This window comes from Synechococcus sp. W55.1 (assembly GCF_047461655.1).
Classification (GTDB): domain Bacteria; phylum Cyanobacteriota; class Cyanobacteriia; order Thermostichales; family Thermostichaceae; genus Thermostichus.
Window position 1 is genome coordinate 60,587 of record NZ_JANSHN010000013.1, and the last position, 20,899, is coordinate 81,485.

The 20,899-nt window shown below is 56.5% G+C and carries 21 protein-coding genes; 10 read left to right on the forward strand and 11 right to left on the reverse strand.

Annotation, left to right across the window (positions count from 1 at the left end; genetic code table 11):
* Positions 1–96 precede the first annotated feature (96 nt).
* Entirely contained in the window at positions 97–423 is a 327-nt protein-coding gene (locus NW816_RS08135; RefSeq protein WP_414408831.1) for a phasin family protein, read from the reverse strand.
* A gap of 42 nt (positions 424–465) precedes the next feature.
* On the opposite strand from NW816_RS08135, the gene NW816_RS08140 reads away from it, so the two are divergent.
* Together NW816_RS08140 and NW816_RS08145 are read left to right on the forward strand one after the other, a co-directional pair.
* A complete protein-coding gene (locus NW816_RS08140) occupies positions 466–813 on the forward strand; it encodes a hypothetical protein (protein WP_414408832.1) in 348 nt (115 codons plus the stop codon).
* Positions 810–1,286, forward strand: coding sequence for an urease accessory protein UreE (locus NW816_RS08145; RefSeq protein WP_414408833.1), 477 nt, complete (start codon positions 810–812; stop codon positions 1,284–1,286). Before NW816_RS08140 ends, NW816_RS08145 begins: the two co-directional genes overlap by 4 nt.
* 23 nt (positions 1,287–1,309) lie before the next feature.
* On the opposite strand, the gene NW816_RS08150 is transcribed toward NW816_RS08145, so the two are convergent.
* Positions 1,310–3,238 (reverse strand): S9 family peptidase, encoded by a 1,929-nt coding sequence (locus NW816_RS08150; RefSeq protein WP_414408834.1) that lies wholly within the window; start codon positions 3,236–3,238, stop codon positions 1,310–1,312.
* A 373-nt stretch (positions 3,239–3,611) separates the two neighbouring features.
* Here NW816_RS08150 and urtA point away from each other — a divergent pair, with 373 nt between their 5' ends.
* The 5 genes from urtA (at position 3,612) to urtE (ending at position 9,110) form a co-directional block, all read left to right on the forward strand.
* Entirely contained in the window at positions 3,612–4,892 is a 1,281-nt protein-coding gene (urtA, locus tag NW816_RS08155; RefSeq protein ID WP_414408835.1) for an urea ABC transporter substrate-binding protein, read from the forward strand.
* A 104-nt stretch (positions 4,893–4,996) separates the two neighbouring features.
* Positions 4,997–6,154 carry an urea ABC transporter permease subunit UrtB gene (gene urtB / locus NW816_RS08160; RefSeq protein WP_414408836.1) on the forward strand — a complete coding sequence of 386 codons (1,158 nt, stop codon included), beginning with the start codon at positions 4,997–4,999 and terminating at the stop codon, positions 6,152–6,154.
* A gap of 3 nt (positions 6,155–6,157) precedes the next feature.
* Positions 6,158–7,366, forward strand: coding sequence for an urea ABC transporter permease subunit UrtC (gene urtC / locus NW816_RS08165; protein WP_414408837.1), 1,209 nt, complete (start codon positions 6,158–6,160; stop codon positions 7,364–7,366).
* A 179-nt stretch (positions 7,367–7,545) separates the two neighbouring features.
* Positions 7,546–8,313, forward strand: a complete 768-nt coding sequence (gene urtD / locus NW816_RS08170; RefSeq protein ID WP_414408838.1) for an urea ABC transporter ATP-binding protein UrtD — start codon at positions 7,546–7,548, stop codon at positions 8,311–8,313.
* Between the two features lie 32 nt (positions 8,314–8,345).
* Entirely contained in the window at positions 8,346–9,110 is a 765-nt protein-coding gene (gene urtE / locus NW816_RS08175; protein ID WP_414408839.1) for an urea ABC transporter ATP-binding subunit UrtE, read from the forward strand.
* Between the two features lie 51 nt (positions 9,111–9,161).
* On the opposite strand, the gene NW816_RS08180 is transcribed toward urtE, so the two are convergent.
* Both NW816_RS08180 and NW816_RS08185 read right to left on the reverse strand, forming a co-directional pair.
* Positions 9,162–10,706, reverse strand: a complete 1,545-nt coding sequence (locus NW816_RS08180; RefSeq protein ID WP_414408840.1) for an ABC transporter ATP-binding protein — start codon at positions 10,704–10,706, stop codon at positions 9,162–9,164.
* Positions 10,707–10,765: 59 nt separating this feature from the next.
* Positions 10,766–11,461 carry a cysteine hydrolase family protein gene (locus tag NW816_RS08185; RefSeq protein WP_011430738.1) on the reverse strand — a complete coding sequence of 232 codons (696 nt, stop codon included), beginning with the start codon at positions 11,459–11,461 and terminating at the stop codon, positions 10,766–10,768.
* Between the two features lie 191 nt (positions 11,462–11,652).
* On the opposite strand from NW816_RS08185, the gene mnmH reads away from it, so the two are divergent.
* Positions 11,653–12,717, forward strand: a complete 1,065-nt coding sequence (gene mnmH, locus NW816_RS08190; protein WP_414408841.1) for a tRNA 2-selenouridine(34) synthase MnmH — start codon at positions 11,653–11,655, stop codon at positions 12,715–12,717.
* Here the strand turns inward: mnmH and NW816_RS08195 are convergent.
* From NW816_RS08195 to NW816_RS08205, 3 genes are all read right to left on the reverse strand, one after another.
* The gene (locus NW816_RS08195; RefSeq protein WP_414342392.1) at positions 12,710–13,513 is read right to left on the reverse strand and encodes a M55 family metallopeptidase; all 804 of its coding nucleotides are present in this window, start codon (positions 13,511–13,513) and stop codon (positions 12,710–12,712) included. The two genes, mnmH and NW816_RS08195, sit on opposite strands and share 8 nt — an antisense overlap.
* A 192-nt stretch (positions 13,514–13,705) precedes the next feature.
* Positions 13,706–14,740 (reverse strand): adenosine deaminase, encoded by a 1,035-nt coding sequence (locus tag NW816_RS08200; protein WP_414408842.1) that lies wholly within the window; start codon positions 14,738–14,740, stop codon positions 13,706–13,708.
* Between the two features lie 116 nt (positions 14,741–14,856).
* A complete protein-coding gene (locus NW816_RS08205) occupies positions 14,857–15,735 on the reverse strand; it encodes an isoaspartyl peptidase/L-asparaginase (RefSeq protein ID WP_414408843.1) in 879 nt (292 codons plus the stop codon).
* Between the two features lie 234 nt (positions 15,736–15,969).
* Here NW816_RS08205 and NW816_RS08210 point away from each other — a divergent pair, with 234 nt between their 5' ends.
* Entirely contained in the window at positions 15,970–17,574 is a 1,605-nt protein-coding gene (locus tag NW816_RS08210; protein ID WP_414331642.1) for an NAD(P)H-quinone oxidoreductase subunit 4, read from the forward strand.
* Positions 17,575–17,625: 51 nt separating this feature from the next.
* Here the strand turns inward: NW816_RS08210 and NW816_RS08215 are convergent, their stop codons facing one another.
* Both NW816_RS08215 and NW816_RS08220 read right to left on the reverse strand, forming a co-directional pair.
* A complete protein-coding gene (locus NW816_RS08215; protein ID WP_414357524.1) occupies positions 17,626–18,222 on the reverse strand; it encodes a Uma2 family endonuclease in 597 nt (198 codons plus the stop codon).
* A 65-nt stretch (positions 18,223–18,287) separates the two neighbouring features.
* Positions 18,288–19,034: a rhomboid family intramembrane serine protease gene (locus tag NW816_RS08220; protein WP_414408844.1), complete on the reverse strand. Its 747-nt coding sequence runs from the start codon at positions 19,032–19,034 to the stop codon at positions 18,288–18,290.
* A 207-nt stretch (positions 19,035–19,241) separates the two neighbouring features.
* Between NW816_RS08220 and NW816_RS08225 the strand changes: the two genes are divergently transcribed.
* Positions 19,242–19,916 (forward strand): response regulator transcription factor, encoded by a 675-nt coding sequence (locus tag NW816_RS08225; protein WP_414408845.1) that lies wholly within the window; start codon positions 19,242–19,244, stop codon positions 19,914–19,916.
* Positions 19,917–20,160: 244 nt separating this feature from the next.
* Here NW816_RS08225 and psb35 read toward each other — a convergent pair whose 3' ends face one another.
* Together psb35 and NW816_RS08235 are read right to left on the reverse strand one after the other, a co-directional pair.
* Positions 20,161–20,373, reverse strand: a complete 213-nt coding sequence (gene psb35, locus NW816_RS08230; RefSeq protein WP_414408846.1) for a photosystem II assembly protein Psb35 — start codon at positions 20,371–20,373, stop codon at positions 20,161–20,163.
* Between the two features lie 140 nt (positions 20,374–20,513).
* On the reverse strand, positions 20,514–20,732 hold the full coding sequence (locus tag NW816_RS08235; protein ID WP_414374672.1) for a hypothetical protein: 219 nt from the start codon (positions 20,730–20,732) through the stop codon (positions 20,514–20,516).
* Positions 20,733–20,899 lie beyond the last annotated feature (167 nt).

Genomic DNA, 20,899 nt, shown 5'->3' on the forward strand with positions numbered 1-20,899 from the left:
CTGGAGATCGGCTTCAGGGGACTGGAATGCTCGGCAAAACCCTGCCCGGCTGCAGATGGGCCAGCCTCAACGACAAAAGGGGAAGGCTTGGCTCGGCTACCGGCGGTAAACCTGATTCTCCAAATTGCGCACCTGCCGCTCCAGCCGATCCAGCCGCCCGCGCAGCTCGTCCATTTCCGATTGGCGGGGCACGCCCAGATCCTGCAGGACGTTGCGCACCTGCCGCTGAACATAGGATTCAAAGTTGCTCTGCTCGGCTTTCACCTGGTTGAGCAGGTTGTTGATGACATTGGATGCCTCTTCTGGGTTGAGCTGCCCCTTCTGCACCAAGTCGTCGGCAGCTTTCTTCAACTGCTCCGCCAGCAGAGTGGTTGTGCCCACGCCCATCAGCAAGAGCTGACGTAAGATACTGTTGTTGTCCAATGCTGCCCTCCAAAGGACGCTTCGCGAACGGTACGGGCCTCCATGACTACCCATTTTCCTCAGTTTGCCCTCAACTTCGCAACCGGCTCGGCCAGTTTCTCCCTTTCGCCAGAGGTGGCACAACAATGGCACAAGGCCCTGCAAATCCTCTTGGAGCGGCTCAAGGTTCGCTCGGGCAGCTCCCGGCAGCAGCCTCAGGATCCGGTTGAGTTTCATCATTCTGCTGCCGACTTCTCTTTGGAGATGTTCTGCAACCCCAACATCTGGGTCGGCCCCCACGCAGCCAAGGTCTTGGTTACTGTGAAAACGGAAGGGCTGCGCTTTTCCACTGAGGTGGAGTTCTCTCGCCTTCAAGAAGACCTCAGCCAGTATCTGGAGTCCCTAACATGAGCGAAGATGCCCATGCTGCGGGAGAGGAGCCCGCGGCCATTACGGTGATGCAACTGCTGGACGAGCCGCCAGAGGGGATCCCCGGCCAATTGGAAGTGGTTTCCCTCACTTGGCACGACCGCCAGCGATCCCGGCAACGGCTGGTGAGCGATCGGGGCACCGAGATCCAGTTGATGCTGCCTCGGGGCACCCATCTTCACGATGGGGATCTGCTCTATGCGGATGCGCAGCGACACATTCGGGTCAAAGCCCAACCCGAACCGGTGCTCTTGATTCAACCTGAAAACCCCATCCAGATGGGCCAGGTGATTCATCAACTGGGCAATTGGCACCGCCCGGCCCACGTTTCCCTCCAAGGACAGATCCTGGCGCTGGCCGATGATCCCCTGCAGGACTGGCTGGCCCACATGGGGATCCCGTTTCGGTTGGAGATGGAGGTCTTCGAGCCCAACCTGTTGGCCCACAGCCATTAATTCGACCCATTGAGCAGTCATCATCAGGTGTCTAGGTTTTCGATCCGAACGGGCTCAAAAGGTTCTGCCAGCGGAAACCCCAACACCTGGGCATAAAAGTAAAGCTCTGCCTCCAAAGCCCGTTTGATGTTGGCCGCCTGGCGAAAGCCATGTTGCTCTCCCTCGAAGGGCACATAGGCCACTGGGATCCCTTTGGCCCGTAGGGCTGCCACCATCCTCTCCGCCTGATTGGGGGGCACGATGGCGTCTTCCAACCCTTGGAAGAAGATAACCGGACAATTGAGGCCCTCTAGGTGATGAATGGGGGAGCGCTCCCGGTAGAGATCCCGTCGCTCTGGGTAGGGGCCAATAAGGCTGTCCAAGTAGCGAGACTCGAACTTGTGGGTCTCCTGGGCTAGGGCTTCCAGATCGCTCACCCCGTAGTAGCTGGCACCCGCCCGGAAGACCCTGTGGAAGGTCAAGGCCGCCAACGTGGTATAGCCACCAGCGCTGCCACCCTGAATGAGCAGCCGTTCCCCGTCCACCTTGCCCTGTTCTGCCAAAAATTGAGCTCCGGCAATGCAATCTTCCACATCCACCAGGCCCCACCGGCCTTTGAGGGCATCCCGATAGGCCCGCCCATAGCCGCTGCTGCCACGGTAGTTCACATCCAAAACCGCAATCCCCCGACTGGTCCAGTATTGGATCCCTAGGTTGAGCACCGCTGCCGTCGCTCCGGTGGGCCCGCCGTGGCTTTTCACCAATAGGGGTGGCTTTTCGCCAGTGGGAGCAACAAAGTCGCGGTTCTTGGGGGGATAGAAGAAAGCATAGGCCACTGCCTTGCCGCCGCCGGTGGGAAAAACAATAGGCTCTGGGATCGACAGATAGTCCGGATCCACCGCCACGCTGCTGGAACGGGCCACCACTTCCACCTGTCCAGAAGGCAAATCCAAACAAACCAAGGCTATGGCTTCCGTCGGGGATCCGGCCAGGAAAGCGGCTTTTTCCCCACTTACCTGCAGATTGTGGATCTCGGTGTAGGGCAAAGGGATCTCTTCCTGTTGCCCCGACTGGGGATCCAGGTAGGCCAAATGGCACAGACCCCCCTGTTGGTAGCAGGCCAGAATGCGCCCATCCCCAGCAAAGCCGTAGGTGCTCAGGCCGAACACCCACTGGGGTTCTCCAAACTCTGCTTCCATAGGACAGAGGGGAATGGGGCCCTGGGGATCCCAGCGATAGAGGTTCCACCAGCCGCTGCGATCCGAAACAAAGTAGAGATCCCCCTCCGGTGACCACTGGGGCTGGAAGATCGACTCGGCAGGGCCACCGGCTAGCTTTTGGGGCTCTCCTAGAGTGCCATCTGCTGCCACCTCTGCTCGCCACAGTTCCGTCCCATCCCAGGGCATCTGGGGGTGATCCCAGGTCAGCCATACCAAGGTCTGGCCATCGGGGCTGAGGCGAGGGTTGGCATAGAAATTGTGCCCAGAGGCCAAAACGCGCTGGGATCCGCTTTCCAAGTCAATCGAGACAAGGCTGTTTTCCGGCTCTCCCTGGCGGCTGTGATCTTCCCGCACACAGAGGATGCGTCCACGCGCCCGATCCACCACCCCGTCGGCATAGCGATAGGGGCCTGCTTCCGTCAGGGGCTGGGGATCTGAACCCGGCAGCAGGCGGTAGAGCCGTTGGTCAGCGAAGTTGCAAAAATACACTACCCCTGCCGACACCCAATAAGCTCCACCCCCATACTCATGCACTCGTGTCCGCACATTGAAAGGTGCCGGTGTCAGCTCCACCAGGATCCCGTCGGCAGAGCGCCGCATCAACACATTGCGCCCTTTTTCTTGCGGGCGGCCCTCCGTCCAGTAGAGATCCCCCTGATCCCAAACCATCTGTCCCAAGCGCAGGGATCCCGTCACCACCAGGTCAGCGGTAATCGGGGATCGCCAAGATCCATAGCCGGCCTGCTGCACCATAGGCTGTTAATTCTCCACCCCAGAACCCCTATTATGCCGGGAGCAAGGGATCCCTGCCTCTGCCTGCAGCCTGCGGGGAAAGGGCTCGGATTCTGGGAAAAGGTATCCCACGATACAATTCTCTCCGGGCCGAATGGGTTTGATGGAACACGTTAAGGCAACAGGGACGCACGACGCTTTCTCGACTGCAGGATTAGCCTTTTCCTCTGTTGATGTTGGGAAGGCATTCGGTGAAAGCCTCAGCCGACTGCAGTTGGGCAAATTTAACACATGGGCGAGGTGATGAGCTAAGTGCTTCCCTCTGTTGGCCGGGCTGCTGCAACAACTGGACTTCTTAATACCCTTTGCACTCACTTCGTTTCGGAGATCACCGATGGCTCTATCATTTAATCGTCGTCAAGTGCTGAAAATGGGCGCTCTGGCCGGAGCCGGGGCTGCCCTAGGGCCGCAGATCTGGGTGAAGCGATCCGTGCCCGCCTACGCCCAGGGAGAGACCATTCGCGTTGGCATTTTGCACTCCCTCAGCGGCACCATGGCCATTTCGGAAACCAGCGTGGTGGATGCGGAAAAGCTGGCCATCAAAGAGATCAATGCCGCCGGTGGGGTTTTGGGCAAGCAGATCGAGCCGATTATCGAGGATGGGGCTTCCGATTGGCCAACCTTTGCCGAGAAAGCCACCAAATTGATCGATGTGGACAAGGTGGCAACGGTATTCGGCTGCTGGACTTCGGCCAGTCGCAAAGCCGTGTTGCCGGTGTTTGAATCCAAGCAGCACCTGCTCTGGTATCCCGTGCAGTACGAAGGACAAGAGTGCTCCAAAAACATCTTCTACACCGGCGCTGCCCCCAACCAGCAGATCGAGCCTTCGGTGGAATGGCTGCTCAAGAACAAGGGCAAAGAGTTCTTCCTGGTGGGATCCGACTACGTGTTCCCCCGCACGGCCAACACCATCATCAAGGCCCAGTTGGAAGCCCTGGGGGGCAAAGTGGTGGGTGAAGACTATCTGCCTTTGGGCAGCACAGAAGTTACCCCCATCATCAGCAAGATCCGGGCCGCTCTTCCCAATGGCGGTGTGATCTACAACAGCTTGAACGGCGACAGCAACGTGGCCTTTTTCAAACAACTGAAAGGGGCAGGGCTGGGGCCAGATCGCTATCCTTCCATGTCCGTCAGCATTGCTGAAGAAGAGGTACAGGCCATCGGCCCCGAATTCTTGGAAGGGCACTTCGCCGCCTGGAACTACTTTATGACGGTGGATACGCCTGCCAACAAGAAGTTTGTGGAGGCTTTCAAGGCAGAATACGGCCAAAACCGCGTCACCAACGACCCGATGGAAGCCGCCTACATCATGGTTTACATCTGGAAGCAGGCAGTGGAAAAAGCGGGAACAGTGGAAATCGACGCCGTGCGGCAGGCAGCCTATGGCCAGACCTTTGATGCCCCAGAAGGCTTGGTAACCATGAACACCAATCACCACCTGACCAAGTATGTGCGGATCGGCCAGGTGCGCTCTGACGGTTTGTTTGATGTCATCTTTTCTACGGATGCCGTGGAGCCGCAGCCCTGGAACCAGTTTGTGGCAGAGACCAAGGGCTTTGCCTGCGATTGGTCAGATCCGGCCAAGGGCGGTCGCTACAAAGTCAAAGTCAGCTAGTCCTGGCCAGGGCTGGGATCCCTTGCCGTTTGGATAGGGTCGGGGATCCCGCCTAGATGCTCGGTTAGCCTCCCTAGTTTAGTTGGAAGGAGGATCCCCTGCCCATGACCTTGCTCCTGGACAGCTTGTTCAACGGCATTAGCATTGGCACCGTCTTGCTAATAGCCGCCTTGGGCTTGGCCATTGTTTTCGGCCTCATGGGGGTCATCAACATGGCCCATGGGGAGCTGATGATGTTGGGGGCCTACACCACTTTTGTGGTTCAAAATGCCTTTCGTCCCCTAGGGGATCCCTGGCGGGATCTGTACATCTTTCCAGCTTTGGTAGCTGCCTTTGCCGTCACGGCTCTGGTGGGACTAGCCCTGGAGCGGGGGGTGATTCGCTTTTTGTATGGCCGACCCTTGGAGACCCTTTTGGCCACCTGGGGCGTGAGCCTGATCCTGCAGCAGTTTGTGCGCAGCGTCAATTGGGTGCTGGCTTTCCGCTTGGGGGCCTTCGCGGTGCTCTTTTTTGGCGGCTGGTGGCTCTTGGCCAGGCGGGCGGATTGGCCGCGTCTCAAGGGGTGGACGCTGGCGCTGCTACTGGTGCTTTCCACGGCCATTGCAGCGGTGGGGGGGCGGGTGCTGGCGCAAACCTATGCTTTAGCAGTCACTCAACCCTGGTTTGGAGCCCAGAACAAAGATGTGACCGCTCCCCGTTGGCTGGGGGGTGGGATCCCGGTGGGCAGCCTGTTTTTGCCCAATACCCGCCTGTTTATCATCGCCCTCACTGTCTTCTGCATCCTAGGGCTGTACTTCTTCTTGCAGCGCACCCGCTGGGGGCTGCGCATCCGGGCGGTTACCCAGAATCGGGCCATGAGTGCCTGTGTAGGGATCCCTACGCAAAAGGTGGATGCCCTTACCTTTGCCATCGGTTCGGGTCTGGCGGGAGTAGCCGGCGTGGCGGTCAGCCTGCTGGGATCCGTGGGGCCGAACACCGGCCAAAACTACATCGTGGATACCTTTATGGTGGTCGTGGTGGGGGGTGTCGGTAAGCTTTTGGGCAGCATTGTGGCAGCGCTTGGGATCGGGATTGCCAACTTTGTCATCGGTTCCGGGACGCTGGCTTTGATTTTTCCCAACGTGCCCATCCTGACCGATACCCTCAACTTTTTTGCCACCACGAGCATGGCCAAGGTGATGGTCTTTGCTTTGATCGTGGCCTTTTTGCAGGTGCGACCTCGGGGCCTTTTCCCCGAAAAAGGTCGTATGGTGGATGCCTAGGGAATGATCTCGCTTGGCGAAAACTCTAGGACCAGACTCTCCATCTTCTACTCCCTCACAAAGCCCATGAAACTGGTTCATTCCCCCCGTGCTGATCATGAAGTGGCTGCTCCCGCCGCGGGTGGGGATCCCAATTCTTCTCGCAAGCTTCTGTGGGAGGCCGGGATCCTCATCGTTTTGGTGCTGGCCTTGATCTTTGTGGCCCCAACTGTGCTGTCTGGCTTTCGGCTCAACTTGTTGGGGCGGTTTCTGGCCCTCAGCATTGTAGCTTTGGGAATCGACCTCATCTGGGGCTATACCGGCATGCTCAGTCTGGGACATGGGGTGTTCTTCGCCTTGGGGGGCTACGCTCTGGGGATGCACCTGAAGTTGCAATTGCCGGAAGGTCAGATACCGGAGTTTTTCAGCCTCTACGGGGTAACGGAATTGCCCTGGTTTTGGTACCCCTTTTATTCTTTTCCGTTCACGGTTGTTGCTGTTGTCTTGATCCCGGCTTTGGTGGCAGCAGCCCTGGGATATTTGGTGGTGAGAAATCGCATTCGAGGGGTTTATTTCTCCATTCTAACTCAGGCCACCACGATTATTTTCTTTAACTTCTTCAACGGCCAACAGCGCTTAATTAATGGCACCAACGGCCTGACCAACTTCCAGACTTTGTTTGGCCTGGATGTCAACTCGTCCGAGATGCGCTTCGCTGTCTATGTCACTACAGTTCTGGCGGTGGTTTTGGCTTACCTTCTCTGTCGTTGGCTGACCAGCGGCCTATTCGGTCGGATCCTGGTAGCCATTCGAGATGACGAGCCGCGGGTTCGTTTTTCCGGCTACGATCCCACCGGCTTTAAAGTTCTGGTGTTTGCCGTGTCTGCTGCCCTGGCGGGTGTTGCCGGAGCTTTGTTTACCTTGCAAACTGGGATCATCTCTCCCAATGCGATGGCCGTTCCCTTTTCCATTGAGATGGTAATCTGGGTGGCGGTGGGCGGTCGGGCCAGTTTGGTGGGGGCGGTGCTGGGGGCTCTGTTGGTTAACTTTGCCAAGAGCTTGCTGAGCGAAAATTTTCCCGAAATTTGGTTGTTTTTCCAAGGGGGATTGTTCCTGCTGGTGGTGCTGGTGTTGCCGGATGGACTGGTGGGTTGGGTGCGCACCCAAGGCAGGCAGCTTTGGGTCACTGTCCAGCTTTGGCGCAGGCGCTTGGCAGATACTTCCCCAGCTTAAATCTGGCTTTCTGTCGATGTGCATCATACGCAAGGTGCAAGTTCAGAGTAAAAGGATCCCAGATCTGATGGGTAAGCCAGCGATGCCAAGTGTCCTCTCTTATTTATTTGATGGGTTGAGTTTGATGGGTTGAGAACCCTGTTCGCCCTCTGCCCTTTCCGTTCTTGGATGTGATCCCCATGCTTACTGCAGCTCCCACCGCCACCCGACAAATTTTACAAACTCAGGATCTCACCGTCAGCTTCGACGGCTTTAAGGCTTTAGATGGGTTGAACTTCTCTCTGGAGGAAGGGGAGCTGCGGGTGGTCATCGGTCCCAATGGGGCGGGTAAGACTACATTTCTCGATGTGCTGACGGGCAAGGTTAAGCCCACCCGAGGATGGGTGCTGTTCAAAGGAAAGGATCTGGCCAAGCTCAAGGAACACGAGATCTCGATTTTGGGTGTTGGGCGCAAGTTTCAGACGCCGCGGGTCTATCAAAACTTGAGCGTGCGAGAAAACTTGGAGCTATCCCTCAACCCTGACAAAAGGGTTTTTTCCACCCTACTTGGCAAAAAGCATCTGCGAGAAAAAACGGATGCTCTTTTGGAAACCATTGGCCTCAGCCGTAAGGATCGGGTTCCGGCAGGGCTGCTTTCCCACGGAGAAAAGCAATGGCTGGAGATCGGCATGGTGATTGCTCAAGATCCGGATTTGCTGCTGCTGGATGAATGCGTGGCCGGGATGACGGACAAAGAAACGGAAGCTACAGGAGAGTTAATTCAATCCTTAGCCCAAAGCCACACCATTTTGGTGATCGAACATGACATGGTGTTTGTCCGGCAAATTGCCCGTAAGGTTACTGTTTTACACCAAGGCTCGGTGCTGTGCGAAGGTACCTTTGAGGATGTGAAAAACGACCCGCGAGTTATTGAGGTCTATCTCGGATCCCATAAGGCGAAAAACTAAGCAAAAAGCTATAGCCCTGTTTTAACTGACCCATGCGCAGGCCCATGAATACGGAAAACGCGACCGCAACACAAAACTTATCCCGAGATGGATCCGGGCCTCTTCTGGAGGTCTCCGATTTGAGGGTTTACTATGGTCAGAGTTTAATTGTGAAGGATCTCTCTTTTAAGATCTTTCCCGGCCAAGCGGTTTGCCTTCTGGGTCGCAATGGTATGGGCAAAACCACCACACTTAAAGCCCTGATGGGACTTCTGAAAGACTGCACAGGCAAAATTGCTTTTGAGGGCCGTCCTATCAACCATTACCCTCCCAATTGGCGAGCCCGCGCCGGTATTGGCTATGTACCCCAAGGTCGAGAGATATTTCCCCGCCTAACGGTTGAGGAAAACCTGCTGGTGGGGCTAGAAGCGGCACCGGACAGAGAACGGATCATACCTGAGTTTGTCTATGACCTATTCCCAATTCTGCGTTCTTTTCTTAAACGGCTGGGTGGGGATTTGAGCGGTGGGCAGCAGCAGCAACTGGCCATCGCCAGAGCTTTGGTGGCAGAGCCCAAACTTTTGCTCCTGGATGAGCCTACAGAAGGGATCCAACCCTCCATCATCATCGAGATTGAAGAAGCCATCACCCGTATTCAAAAGGAGCGGGGCGTTTCGGTGTTGCTGGTGGAGCAGTATTTTGAGTTTGCCCAAAGCCTAGCCGATTATTTTTATCTCATGGAGAATGGATCCCTTATCATGGAGGGGCCGACCAACCAGATGGATGAAGAAAAAGTTCGGGCTCACCTCTCCATTTGAGGGGAAGCCATGTCATATTCACTGCTGATTACTTACCAAATCACTTAATGCTTAATGTCCGCCCATCTTGTGGCCAACTTCTTTGAGATCCACGCTGCTGATAGGACTTTCATAGACGATCCGACCGCCCGCCATCACCAGCAAACGATCGGAGAGCTTGAGAAGCTCGTCCAGATCTTCGCTGATCAGCAAGACGGCAACTCCTCGGTTACGAGCATCCACAATCTGCGAGTGAATGTAATCTACTGCCGCAAAGTCCAGACCAAAACAAGGATTGGCGGCGATCAAAATTTGTGGATCTCCGGCGAGTTCCCGTGCCAAAATGGCTCGCTGGACATTACCCCCCGACAGGTGGCTGATGGGAGTTTGGGCTGCAGGCGTTTTCACCTTAAATTGCTCGATTAACGCGCGGGCAGAGCGCCAAATCTCTTGCCAGATCAACATCCAACCTTTGGCCATAGGATCCCGGTCATAACGACGCAGGGCCAAGTTTTCGCCAACGCTCATGTTGGGGATCGAGGCATTTCTCAGAGGTTCCTCCGGCAAACAGCAAACCCGGTGGCGCACCATTTCTGCGCGGGTGGCCCTGTACAGTTGCCCGTTGATCTTGATCTGCCCGGCTGTAGCCATCCGCTGCCCGGCCAAGACTTCCATCAACTCCCGCTGGCCGTTGCCGGAAACGCCGGCAATTCCCACAATCTCACCTCCATGAACAGTCAGGGTCACCCCCCGCACAGCGGGCAAGCCATTGTCCTTGTCAGCCTGGATCCCTTCAATTTCCAGCAGAGGGGATCCCCCTTTGACCAAGGCTTTCTCCAACTGGATCTGCACCTGTTGCCGGCCCAGCATCATTTCGGCCATTTCTGCTGTGGATAAATCTTTCACTTGTCCATGGCCGGCCAGCTTCCCACGTCGCAACACCGTCACCTCATCGGCAAAGGCATTCACCTCGCGAAACTTGTGGGTAATGAGCAATACACTCAGGTCGCCAGCTTCCACCGAACGACGCACAAGGCCCAAGACTTCGCCGGCTTCCTCTGGCGTGAGCACAGAAGTAGGCTCGTCCAAGATCAGGATCTTGGTGTTCAAATAAAGCTGCTTGAGGATCTCGACCTTCTGCTTTTCTCCTGCCGATAGTTCGGAAACAAAAGCCCGCAAGTTGACTTGGAAAGGGGCTGTTTCCATAAAATCTGCCAGCTTTTTTTCCTCTTCTTTCCAGTCAATCACCAAAGGCAAATCTGGGCGGGCCAAGACCAAGTTTTCCGCCACAGTCATGGCGGGTACAGAGGTGAAATGTTGGTACACCATGCCAATGCCGTAGTGATAGGCATCCCGTGGGCTGTGGATGGCACGAGCTCGTTTATCAATGCAAACATCGCCAGAGTCAGCATGATAAAAGCCCATCACGCACTTGACGAGGGTGCTTTTCCCGGCTCCGTTTTCCCCAAGTAAGGCATGAAGGGATCCCGGCTTGAGTTTCATCGAGACGTGGTCTAGGGCCAACAGGGATCCAAATCGCTTGGTGAGGTTGACGACCTCCAGTTCCGGGGGGGCTTTCCGTGCTGTTGAGATTTCAGTTTGGGCAGTGGTAGTCATGGTTGGTCAAGATCTCCTGGTTTGGGTGTCTCACGTAAAGACACGTAAAGAAACGAGGTCTAGTCGGTTTTGAGTTCCTGAAGTACTGCTATCAGGGCACCTGAATCGGCAACTGCCCCGAAAACCCCCCCTTGCATCTGGATCATCTTCAGAGCAGCGAGATAATTTCCGTAGTCTGTGGCACCTGTGCAATCGGATAGCAACAAACATTCATAGCCCCGGTCGTTGGCTTCTCGCATGGTGGTGTGGACGCATACATCGGTGGTGATGCCCGTCAAGATCAGGTTTTGGATGCCTTTGCGCCTCAGGATTAAGTCCAGATCGGTGGCATAGAAAGCGCCTTTGCCCGGCTTGTCGATGATCACCTCCCCTGGCAGAGGAGCCAGTTCCGGGATAATTTCCCAGCCGGGTTCTCCTCGCACCAGGATGCGCCCACAGGGACCGGGATCCCCAATGCCTGCCCCAATGCGTTGACTGCGCCAGCGCTTGTTTTCCGGCAAATCTGATAGATCGGGGCGATGGCCTTCGCGGGTATGCACGATGAAAAAACCCAGGGCTCGCATTGCCGCCAAAACCCGTCGGATCGGCTCTATGGGGGCACGGGTGAGGGAAATGTCGTAGCCCATTTTGTCTACATAGCCACCTACCCCGCAGAAATCGGTCTGCATATCGATGACGATCAGGGCGGTGTTCTCAGGCCGTAAGTCACCGTTGTAGGGATAGGGGTAAGGTTCTGCCGCAATATAGGATCCCATAGCACCTCTGGCAAATCAATTCAATAAAGAGCAAAGAAAGAGCAAAAGCCCAATCAAGAGGGATATCCAACCCAAGCCTTCGGGTCACCCTGCGCTTGACCTCGGCTCTCCCAAGTTAAAGCTGGGGCGGTGAGCCTTGGCCAGAACCCTGCCAAGATAGAACACAGCTTGCCATTTCTATCCGCAGGTTTGTGTCTCCTCCGATTCACTTCACTGCAGAGCCCTGGCTGCACACCTACAGCGAAATTATCGATGTGCGCTCTCCGGCAGAGTTCGCAGAGGATCATTGGCCGGGAGCCATCAACTTGCCTGTACTCTACGATACAGAACGGGCGGAGGTGGGCACGCTCTACAAGCAGGTGGATCCCTTCGCAGCCCGCAAACGAGGGGCAAGCTTGGTGGCCCAGAACATCAGTCGCCACTTGCAAACCCATTTTGCCGATAAAGATCGCGATTACCGGCCCCTAATCTACTGCTGGCGGGGAGGGCAGCGCTCTGCCAGCTTGGCATTGGTGTTGTCCCAGGTGGGCTGGCAGGTTACGGTTTTGCAAGGTGGCTACAAAACCTACCGGGCCTGGGTGCGCCGACAGCTGCAGATCTTGCCCCAGGAATTTACCTACCGAGTGCTCTGCGGACCAACAGGGAGCGGCAAAACCCAGTTGCTTCACCATCTGCGCCAACAGGGATCCCAAGTCCTCGATCTGGAAAAGCTGGCCTGTCACCGGGGATCCCTTCTGGGGGCTGAGTGGGGGGTGCCGCAGCCCAGCCAGAAGAGCTTTGAAAGTCAACTGGTGCAGGTTTTTCTCCAGTGGGATCCCGCCAAGCCAGTCTGGGTGGAGGCTGAGAGTGCCAAAGTGGGCCAGCTCCATCTGCCGCCTGCCCTTTGGCAAGCCCTTACCCAAGCCGACTGTGTCGAAGTGCAGTTGCCTCTAGAGGAGCGGGTGAAGGGGTTAATCGCCCACTATCCCCACTGGATTGCTCACCCCCAAGCGCTAAAGGGGAAATTGCTGCCTCTGAAGTCCCGTCTTGGCCAGGCCCGCCTGCAGCGTTGGTTTGAGCTGATCGACGCCCAAGACTGGCCGCAGTTTGTGCAGGAGTTGCTGGAGCAGCACTACGACCCCACCTATCGACACGGGCTGCAGCAAAACTTCAATCGCCTTCGGGCCCGGATTGAGCTGTCTGACCTTTCCGAGACCAGCCTCAGGGAAGCTGCTGCTCGCCTCATCCAGATGCCGCTTGGATCCCTGGCTAGGTGAGCACGATAAACTCCAAAGCCCGCAACACCTCAAACCACTCGGAAACTTCCAGCCGAACCGTGGAATCGGCAATCCACCGGCAGCCGGGATAAAAAGACTTGCGGTAGGCCCGAGCGGGATCCTTGTAGTCCACTTCCAATTGAAAGTGATCCGGCAGTGGGCGAGGACGGTAGGCCGACAGCCGCCTCAGGGATCCCTCTACACCTTGGCGGATGGCCTGTAGAACCTGCTGCGGATGTGGCGTAATGACCGACTGGCCTATCCCTTTGTGGGTGACCACCGTCTCGATGTGGGCGTCATAAGCTTTCGCTGCGGCACACACCTCCGCATCTCCGGCTACAAACACAACTGGGACTCCCTCATAGGCAGCCGTGAGGCTGACCAGGTGAAACTCGGCGATGGCCTGGCCGTTCAGCCGGATTTGGCTAACTTCGGTGGTGTAGGTGTGGGCGAGGGGGTTGGCAGCAGATCCGGCGCGGGCATGATAGCCGATTAGGAGCAGGGCATCGTAACTGCGATCCAGCTCTTGCACCATACAGTAGGGGTGGCCGCTCCAGCCGCGGATGAGTTGCACCGGCTCCGGCAACCGTTCGGGGATGAGGTTCCGCCCGGAGTCATGGGCATCTTTGACTGTGATCTGCGTGGCTCCGGCAGCCAGGGATCCCTCACAAGCCGCGATCACTGCTCGGGTCATCTGCTCTCGGAATGCCTCGTAACCCGGCTGGCCGATGGTGGCCTCATCCCAATGGCTGATGCCGGCGATCCCCTCGATATCGGCGCTGATATAAACCTTCATGTTTGGCTCAGTAGACTCAGCATTGGATTCTGTCGGGCTCTATCCACCCTCAGATGCCGCTCAACATCGCTCTGCACAAGGGATCCAAGCCGTTATTTCCCTTGCGAAAATTGCCCCCGGCTCTGCTGTGGATCCCTTCCCTGTTTTCGAGAAGTCGGGATGAAAAACAAGGACTCCATCCCGCTGAGGCGGTCAGAGAGCCACCAAAGAAGCAGATACCCCCTGCTGCAACTCCGACAACAATGAGGCCGGACGCCCCTTATAGGGCCAGGCAAAAGCGTGACGAAAAGCTGCTTCCTGGCAGTGTTTGAGCTGCTCGAAATCGATGATGTCGTGGGTCAGCAGGTTCTCGTACTCAAACGGCAGGCGTACATTGTGCAAGCCGGCGTTGTCAGTGCAGATGGCAATATCCACCCCCGCGTCAAAGCAGCGGTCAAACACAACCTTGAGGGGCTCCAAACTGGGCAGAGTTCCCGTTTTTAGATAGGTGGTGGGACAAACTTCCAGGCATTGGCCTCGCCGCGCCAGCTCCGGCAGCAATTCTGGATAGTGGAGAGGGATCTGAATGCCGTGGCCGATCCGCGAGACATAGGGCAGTAACTGCGGGTAGCAGCCATCCAAAGTTTCGTACAGGTGGGCAGTGGTTTTCAGGCCCCGGGCCAGCGCATACTTGAACAGCTCAATCCACTCGTCCATCCGTTCACCGTAGGGCTTGTCTCCTCCGGCCAGGTCGATGGCACACACATACTCCGACTCGGCGGCAGCTTCCACCATGGCTCGGTTGATGTGGCTGGGCAAGCGCGAGTGCAAACAGACGATCTGGGTGGTGACGATGGGATACTCTCGCTGTTGACTGGCTTGTCCTACCGTCTCGATCACCTGGCGCATCTGCTTGAGGCGCTCCCCCTCATCCAGGCTGGGATCCGTGCGTAGGTAGGGAGTGTAGCGAATCTCCAGGTAGGCCAGATCCTCAAAGACGTAGGCTCCCCGCAGCAGGCGGTAGATAAAATAGGGCAGGGTTTCCAGGGTTTGCACCTGTTCCACCAGCGTGTGCAGCTCCAGGTAATCTTCGAGGGTGTTGCGCGGGCGGGTGTAGAACTCCTCGAACTCGGCATAGGTGGGAAAGCGCTCTGCCAAAGGGGATCCCTGGCGGTGAAAATAGCGCCACAGAATTCGGGGAACAACCGACCCGCCCAGATGGCGGTGCAACTCCGCGTGAAGTGCCATAAACGCTCTACAGTGGCCCGCCAGGGGGCAGACTTGGTTTGTTTAAGTACTATCTCTACTCTTATCCAACCGCCTCAGGCTTGTCCAGGTCTAAGCCCGCAAGCCCGGTTGGCAGCCTAGATCGTCAAGCCGATCCCCTGCCCATCGTGGTAGGCGGCCAGCAGCAGGTCGGTGGTGGTATCCCAGGCAATCTCCCCCGAGCAGGATAGAGCGATGGCCCCAAAGGAGCGGCGACGTTGGCGGGCCTCTTGAAAAGACTTGGCCATGGCCGCTTTCAGGCTGAGGCCATCTTCCACTCGAATCACAATCCGCGCCGCCAAGCTCTCATCCAAAATATCTTCCCCAACACCGGTGCAACTGACTCCCGCCACCGCACTGGCATAGGTTCCCGCCGGAGTGGCCGAATCGCTCACCCGCCCCACCCGTTCGAACCCCCGCCCGCCGGTGGAGGTGCCGGCACAGATTTGCCCCTGTTGATCCAGGGCCACCGCCCCCACCGTGCCCATGGCCAGAGCGGTGAGAACCCTGGTCGGGGGATGGGTTTGACGCAACTGCACCCACTCTTGAACCCGCTTGAGAGTGGCCGGATCATAGACCGGCAACTTCAGTTCCCGCGCCAGCTCCGCTGCCCCTTGTTCGGCCACCACGCGATCCGGGCTTGATTGCAGAGCCTGGGCCATGAGGATGGGATGCTGAACCCGGCTGACGTTGATCACCCCGCTAAAGGACTGGGTGGCCCCGTTCATGAGAGCGGCGCTCATGCGGATTTGCCCATCCGACTGCAAGACCGACCCTGTCCCGGCGTTGTAGAGCGGATCGTCTTCCAGCAACTGGCAGGCATGCAACACTGCTGCCTCGGCACTCTGCCCGGCCAATAGCAGCTCGTAGGTGCTCTCCACCACCTGCCGCAGGGATCCCCTCACTTTTTCCAGGCTGCTTTCCCCTTCCAGGGCGCTGCCGGCTCCGCCGTGGATGATCAGTTTGGGCCGAGGCATGATGAGATTGGTTACCTTGGGAGGACAGTGGGAGATTATTTTTGATTTTCGGGTACAACATTCACCAATGCATCTGCTCCATCCCAGGGATCCCAACGCAAAGGGAGAGGGAGCCTTAAGATAATCCTGTAGATTTGCTAAGCATAGATACTCAAGGGCGATTCTGGTAAAGGGCTGTCGGATTGCAGCCGGCAGGGATCCCTCTGATGGTATGGCACAAGCGAGGTTACATCCATGGCGCTGCCCAGCTTGCACGAGTTTCCTTGGCTGACCACGGTCATCGCTTACCCTGTGTTGGCCGCCCTATTTATTCCCCTGATCCCAGCACCGGCTGGGGATCCCAGTACCCGCGCCTACGCACAAAAGTTGGCCGAGCGGATCCGCTGGTTTGCTTTGTTCATTGCGGTCACGGATCTGCTGATTCTGCTGGCCGGCTTCTATGTCGGCTACGATCCCGGCCAGACAGGTTTGCAACTGCTGGAGCGCTACACCTGGGTACCCCAAGTGGGCTTGAGCTGGTCGGTGGGGGCCGATGGCCTCTCCATGCCCCTAATCCTGCTCACGGCGTTTATTACCACGCTGGCCATCTTGGCCGCTTGGCCGGTCACTCTCAAGCCTCGCCTCTTCTACTTTTTGATGTTGGCCATGTACGGCGGGCAGATCGGGGTGTTTGCCGTGCAGGATATGTTGCTTTTCTTCCTGATGTGGGAATTGGAGCTGATCCCGGTGTACTTGCTCCTCTCCATTTGGGGTGGGGCAAACCGCCTCTATGCGGCCACCAAGTTCATCCTCTACACGGCCCTCAGCTCCCTGTTTATCTTGGTGGCAGGTCTGGCCATGGCCTTCTACGGGGATCCCATCAGCTTTGACATGACGGATCTGGCCCACAAGACCTATCCGCTCACCTTCCAACTGCTGATGTACGGGGCCTTTCTGATTGCCTATGGGGTGAAGCTGCCCATTTTCCCCTTGCACACCTGGCTGCCCGATGCCCACGGAGAAGCCACCGCGCCGGTTCACATGTTGCTGGCCGGGATCCTGCTCAAGATGGGGGGCTACGCCCTGATGCGCATGAATGCGGGTATGCTGCCGGATGCCCATCTTTACTTTGCGCCGGTGCTGATCGTGTTGGGGGTGGTGAACATCATCTTTGCCGCCCTCACCTCTTTTGCCCAGCGCAACCTGAAACGGAAGATCGCCTACTCTTCCATCAGCCACATGGGCTTCGTGCTCATCGGTATCGGATCCCTGACGGAGATCGGCATGAGCGGCGCCATGCTGCAGATGATCTCCCACGGGCTGATCGGGGCCAGCCTGTTCTTCTTAGTGGGGGCCACCTACGACCGCACCCACACACTGGAGCTGGAAGAAATGGGCGGTGTGGGCCTGAAGATGCCCAAGATCTTCTCCATGTTCACCGCCTGCTCGCTGGCCTCTTTGGCCCTACCTGGGATGAGCGGCTTTGTGGCCGAGATCATGGTGTTTATCGGCATGGCCACCACCGATGCTTACTCTCTCCCCTTCCGGCTGGTGGTGGTTTTCCTGGCGGCAGTTGGGGTGATCCTGACCCCCATCTACCTGCTGTCGATGTTGCGGCAGATTTTCTTTGGCCCGGAGAACAAAGAGCTCACCGAACACGAAGAGTTGGTGGATGCCGAGCCGCGCGAGGTGTTCATCATTGCCTGTCTGCTGATCCCAATCATCGGCATTGGCCTCTATCCCAAGCTGGTGACCAGCCTCTACGACCAATCCACCAACGCCTTGGTGGCGCTGCTGCGGCAGGAACTGCCCCAAACTGGTGAGACGGTTGCCCAAGCCCCTGCCCTCTACAACAACTGAATGTTGAATTTGAATTGAGAATTGAGGGATGGAAGGAGATCCACTCTTTTTCTATCCCGCATTGGACTTGTGGCTCTCGCCAGCTTGAACTTGCATCCAGCCGAACAAAGTTGCGATTGTCAGTTGGATCCCTGAGGCGAAGGCGGGAGCGGGGATCACCTCTTGGGGATCCTCATGTACTGTCGGCTGCTGCCCGGCAGGGTAGGCGAAAACAACCCTTTCTTCGGGAGCCACGATCCACCCCATTTGGCAGCCGTGATCCAGGCCGATCAAGATTTTTTTGACCAGCTTCATTGGATTTTGATCGGGAGAGAGAATCTCGATCATCCAATCAGGGCAAAAGGGGATGAGATTTTGAATGGTGCCATCTTCATCTACAGGGATCCGATCCCAGGGGATCACAGAAATATCGGGCACAATCGCGTATCCGGCGAAGGTGCAGCGCAGCTCTGGAAATGCCATTCCCAGTTGAGAAGGCTCCAACATCTCGTTAATGAAGCTACCCAGTTTTAGTTGGAGACGGCTATGTTTTCCCTGTGGCATGGGCTTCTGGATAATTTCTCCTTTGATGAACTCGCTGGCGGGCTGAGTTTCCGGCTGTTGTAGAAAGTCTTCCAGAGTTAGAGGCTTGGCAGATAGACTGACCATGGCTTTCTCCCATCACGCTGCTATCCGATTAACAATAGACTGAGAAAGTATCAAAGCTGATCAAATCAAAACAGATCCCTGTCACGTTGTTGCCAAGTCATTTGGCGGTCATAAGGGCTTTTGCCGGAAAACAACCCCATCAGCGGCCCCAAAATGGCCCCAAACACAAAACCGCCCGCATGGGCCCAATAGGCAATCCCCCCACCCTGCATACCGATGTTGGTAGGCGTCTGTAGGCTGGCAATGCCGTAGAAGGCTTGCTGGATGAACCAAAAGCCCAGGAACACCCAAGCTGGAATGTAGAGGGTTGTGATAAAAATACCCAAGGGCACCAAGGTTAGGATCTCGGCCCGTGGAAAGCGCAAAATATACGCTCCCAATACGCCGGCAATGGCACCACTTGCCCCCAGTGAAGGAATGGGGGATCCCATATCGAAAAACCACTGCGTTAGCGCAGCCAAAGCTCCGCAAGCCAGGTAAAAGATGAGGTAGCGCACATGGCCCAAGCGATCCTCAACGTTGTTGCCGAAAACCCACAAAAAAAGCATGTTCCCGCCAATGTGGAGAAAGCCCCCATGCAGAAATTGTGAGGTGAATAGGGTTATCCATTCCGGACGCGACGAAGAGGTGAGCTCCCCTCGAAAACTGGCCGTCAACTCTATCGGTACCACTGCCCACTCTCGGAAAAAAGCTGCCAGCTCTTGTGGCGACAGGGTTAGCTGGTACAGAAAAATTAAGATGTTAACGATCACCAGGGCATAAGTGACATAGGCTGTGCGGGTGGTTGGGTTGCGATCTTGCAGGGGTACCACAGTTCAGATCCGGTTGACGTCACCCTCTAGCCTAACCTGTCCTTTCCCACCCCCCCAGGCTCACCTCTAAGCCCCTACCTGAGGCTACACTGGGGTAGTCGGCTGGGAGCTATGCTTGCAGACGGATCCCTTGCCGACGAACGCATCTCGGCCAAGCTCGCTCGGCAGAGAATGGACTACAAGATAAGGATTTAGAGGAGTGGATTGATGCCCGAGGTTGAAAGCCCCACTGCCCCGCTCAAGTTTTTGATCGTCGAAGATCATCCAGAGGTGGCTCAAAACAACTGTGAGTGGCTGCAACGGATTGCAGCCGATGCTCAGTGCATTACGGTCACCAACCCTATGGACGCCATCCTGCGCTTGCAGCGGGAACAACCGGACTTGGTTGTAGCCGATCTGCTCTACGGTCAAACCAGCGGGGAGCAGTCTGCCGAGCCTGGCCTAGAGTTCCTGCGTCATATCTTTGAGAACTACCCCACCCTAAATGTGATGGCCTATTCCAGCGAGCCGCTGCTGCTAACTCCATTGGTGGGCCTGATCAGCAAACACCAGGGTGGGTTTGCCGCGGTCAACAAAATGGAACGGCGCACCGTGTTTTTGGAGGGGGCCAAAAGTGCCCTCAATGGAGAATTGCGCATGCCGCGGGAGTTGCGCGGTCTTACGAAGCTGACGGAACGAGAAATTGAGGTCTTGAATTTGCTCTGCAAAGAAGCCCTCACCGACCAAGCCATTGCCGATCGCATTCACACCAGCAAGAAGACCGTACAAAACTGTATCCAAAGGCTCAAAGAAAAGCTAGATATTTTCGGCTCTGAGGATGAGATCAACGCCCGCGTTGCCATGTGCATGACAGCTGTTCAGAAAAAGATTATCCAGTGGTAAAGGCTGAAGGCCAGCAGTGACTTGCATCTGCAGCCAGCTCCAGCTTGGGGTACTGGCAAAGGCTTAGTCAAAGCCAGAAGAAGAGAGGCGGAGCTCTCCGGCTGCCATTTTCCAATTCTTCCAGCCATCAGACAGCTTTCAACTGGGATCAGCGGATCCCCAGTGCAGAGGCAAACACACTGTGGCCCACAATGGCCTCTACCACAACACTTATGGCAAACCCCAACATGGCCAGCCGTCCGTTTCATCGCTCGGCCTTCTCCGTCCAGCCAATCTCCCACTCCGGCGGGGTATCGCCATCTTGACCGTACTGCGGCACATACCGCGGGCGACTGGCACTCTCCCAACCGGCAGGGCGCTTGGAGTTGAAGAAAGCCATCGAACCAATCACAACAGCAGCCACCAACCCGGCCACCATTACGGCAATGTAGGGGAGGAAGGGATTGTCAAGCATCATTGGATTGTCAAGATAGGGATTGAAGGAGGGTGAAAGAGCTGGATGAAAGGGTAGAGCCATAACATCTCAAAGCCGAAGAGAAACTCTCTGAGATGCCCGATGTGGCTCTACCGAAAAGTTCTTTGACAGATTATTGCAGGTTATTGCAGACCTAGCCACTGGGCGAGAGTGCTGGCAAAAACACTGTGGCCCAACGCCGCTTCCGTAGCGATGCTGATCACCAAGCCCAACATGGCCAAGCGTCCATTCCAACGCTCTGCTTGCTCCGTCCAGCCCGGAATCCAGTCGTTGGTGGTGTCGTAGTACTGGGCAACAGAAGCGGAGTCCAAGCGAGAAGGGATCCTGGGAGAAGATTGCATTGTCAATACCTCATATCGATTGCTGTAACTAATCTTAACATCAGGTTACATTTTGTGACAAGTTTCGCTTTCAGGTCAGGGCGGAAGGGATCCCTGGCCGTTGCAACGGTTTGGGCAGAGGGGTTGGCCGAGGGCTGGCCCGAAGCAATGTCATACTGAGGGAAGCA

What these genes read in the sequence shown, in the direction of transcription:
- NW816_RS08205 (WP_414408843.1), bottom strand. Translation starts at nt 15,735, where the DNA reads ATGCCTCGGCCCAAACTGATCATCCACGGCGGAGCCGGCAGCGCCCTG.
- NW816_RS08200 (WP_414408842.1), bottom strand. Translation starts at nt 14,740, where the DNA reads ATGGCACTTCACGCGGAGTTGCACCGCCATCTGGGCGGGTCGGTTGTT.
- NW816_RS08140 (WP_414408832.1), top strand. Translation starts at nt 466, where the DNA reads ATGACTACCCATTTTCCTCAGTTTGCCCTCAACTTCGCAACCGGCTCG.
- NW816_RS08145 (WP_414408833.1), top strand. Translation starts at nt 810, where the DNA reads ATGAGCGAAGATGCCCATGCTGCGGGAGAGGAGCCCGCGGCCATTACG.
- urtB (WP_414408836.1), top strand. Translation starts at nt 4,997, where the DNA reads ATGACCTTGCTCCTGGACAGCTTGTTCAACGGCATTAGCATTGGCACC.
- urtC (WP_414408837.1), top strand. Translation starts at nt 6,158, where the DNA reads ATGATCTCGCTTGGCGAAAACTCTAGGACCAGACTCTCCATCTTCTAC.
- NW816_RS08215 (WP_414357524.1), bottom strand. Translation starts at nt 18,222, where the DNA reads ATGGTCAGTCTATCTGCCAAGCCTCTAACTCTGGAAGACTTTCTACAA.
- urtD (WP_414408838.1), top strand. Translation starts at nt 7,546, where the DNA reads ATGCTTACTGCAGCTCCCACCGCCACCCGACAAATTTTACAAACTCAG.
- urtA (WP_414408835.1), top strand. Translation starts at nt 3,612, where the DNA reads ATGGCTCTATCATTTAATCGTCGTCAAGTGCTGAAAATGGGCGCTCTG.
- NW816_RS08185 (WP_011430738.1), bottom strand. Translation starts at nt 11,461, where the DNA reads ATGGGATCCTATATTGCGGCAGAACCTTACCCCTATCCCTACAACGGT.
- NW816_RS08150 (WP_414408834.1), bottom strand. Translation starts at nt 3,238, where the DNA reads ATGGTGCAGCAGGCCGGCTATGGATCTTGGCGATCCCCGATTACCGCT.
- NW816_RS08225 (WP_414408845.1), top strand. Translation starts at nt 19,242, where the DNA reads ATGCCCGAGGTTGAAAGCCCCACTGCCCCGCTCAAGTTTTTGATCGTC.
- psb35 (WP_414408846.1), bottom strand. Translation starts at nt 20,373, where the DNA reads ATGATGCTTGACAATCCCTTCCTCCCCTACATTGCCGTAATGGTGGCC.
- NW816_RS08195 (WP_414342392.1), bottom strand. Translation starts at nt 13,513, where the DNA reads ATGAAGGTTTATATCAGCGCCGATATCGAGGGGATCGCCGGCATCAGC.
- NW816_RS08210 (WP_414331642.1), top strand. Translation starts at nt 15,970, where the DNA reads ATGGCGCTGCCCAGCTTGCACGAGTTTCCTTGGCTGACCACGGTCATC.
- NW816_RS08180 (WP_414408840.1), bottom strand. Translation starts at nt 10,706, where the DNA reads ATGACTACCACTGCCCAAACTGAAATCTCAACAGCACGGAAAGCCCCC.
- urtE (WP_414408839.1), top strand. Translation starts at nt 8,346, where the DNA reads ATGCGCAGGCCCATGAATACGGAAAACGCGACCGCAACACAAAACTTA.
- NW816_RS08235 (WP_414374672.1), bottom strand. Translation starts at nt 20,732, where the DNA reads ATGCAATCTTCTCCCAGGATCCCTTCTCGCTTGGACTCCGCTTCTGTT.